The following is a 1,261-nucleotide window of genomic DNA, read 5'->3' as shown; positions in this document are numbered from 1 at the left end:
AAGGTGGAAAAACAATCGCCAAATCTGTAGGTGTTCATCCCAGTATACTCTATCAGTGGATTAGGCAATATGAATCTTCAGGTGAAAATGCTTTTGAAAAACGCTATACATCCTACTCCACCCAGTATAAACTAGATGTACTTAATTATATGAACGAAAATGGGACATCTATCAGGGAAACAGCGGCGATTTTTAATATTCCATCTTACGAGACACTTCGAAAATGGAAAGTAGCTTATGATACAGGAGGATTTGATGCCCTACATTCAAAGAAAAAGGGGCGTCTATCGATGAAAAATAAAAAAACTAATACAACCAAAGATCAAGGAATAGTTGAAGGATCAATAGAGGCACTACAAGCGGAAAATGAGCGTTTACGTATGGAAAATGCATATTTAAAAAAGTTGAATGCCTTAGTTCAAAACAAGGAAAAGTCACCAAACAAGACAAAGCGCAAGTAGTCTATGAATTAAGGCATGAATTTCCCGTCAAGGAACTACTTCAACTCGCAGACCTTCCGCGTAGCACGTACTATTATTGGATGAAACATTTCAATCGTCCTGATGGAAATGCGGCGTTAAAAGAACTGATTCGAGCTATTTATGATGAACACGATGGGTGTTATGGCTATCGTCGTATTCGTGATGAACTGACAAACCGCGGACTCAAAGTAAATCATAAAAAAGTGTACCGTCTGATGAAAGAATTAGGCTTGAAATGTCTCGTTCGTATGAAAAAGTATCGTTCTTATAAAGGGAAAGTCGGAAAAATTGCACCGAATATTTTAAATCGCAATTTCCAAGCGGAAAAACCAAACAAAAAATGGGTTACGGACATCACAGAGTTTAAATTGTTTGGAGAGAAGTTATATTTATCACCAATGTTGGATTTATTTAATGGTGAAATTATCACATATACAATTGGTTCAAGACCAACCTATTCCCTTGTTTCAACAATGTTAGACCAATCTTTTGAACGTTTAACGGAAGAAGATACACTTCTTATTCATTCTGATCAAGGATGGCACTATCAAATGAAACAATATCGCCATTCCCTCAATACACGTGGCATTACACAAAGTATGTCTCGTAAAGGGAACTGTTACGATAACGCAGTGATTGAAAATTTCTTTGGGATCATGAAGTCCGAATTTCTATATCGAAAAGAATTTAAGCATATAGAACACTTTAAGCAAGAACTAGCAAAGTACATAGCGTACTATAATCATAAAAGAATTAAGGCAAAACTAAAAGGCATGAGT

1 protein-coding gene is annotated in these 1,261 nt (G+C 36.1%); it reads left to right on the top strand.

What is annotated here, in order from left to right:
• A protein-coding gene (locus tag LOK41_RS28180) for an IS3 family transposase (RefSeq protein ID WP_241819377.1) occupies positions 1–1,261 on the top strand; the annotation gives its coding sequence in 2 pieces (ribosomal slippage) (positions 1–396 and positions 396–1,261; 1,262 coding nt annotated over the 2 pieces). This gene is flagged as partial in the annotation.

Source organism: Bacillus sp. TL12 (assembly GCF_022625245.1).
In the GTDB taxonomy this organism is placed as follows: Bacteria; Bacillota; Bacilli; order Bacillales; family Bacillaceae_G; genus Bacillus_A.
This window is presented reverse-complemented; position numbering and strand designations above follow the sequence as displayed.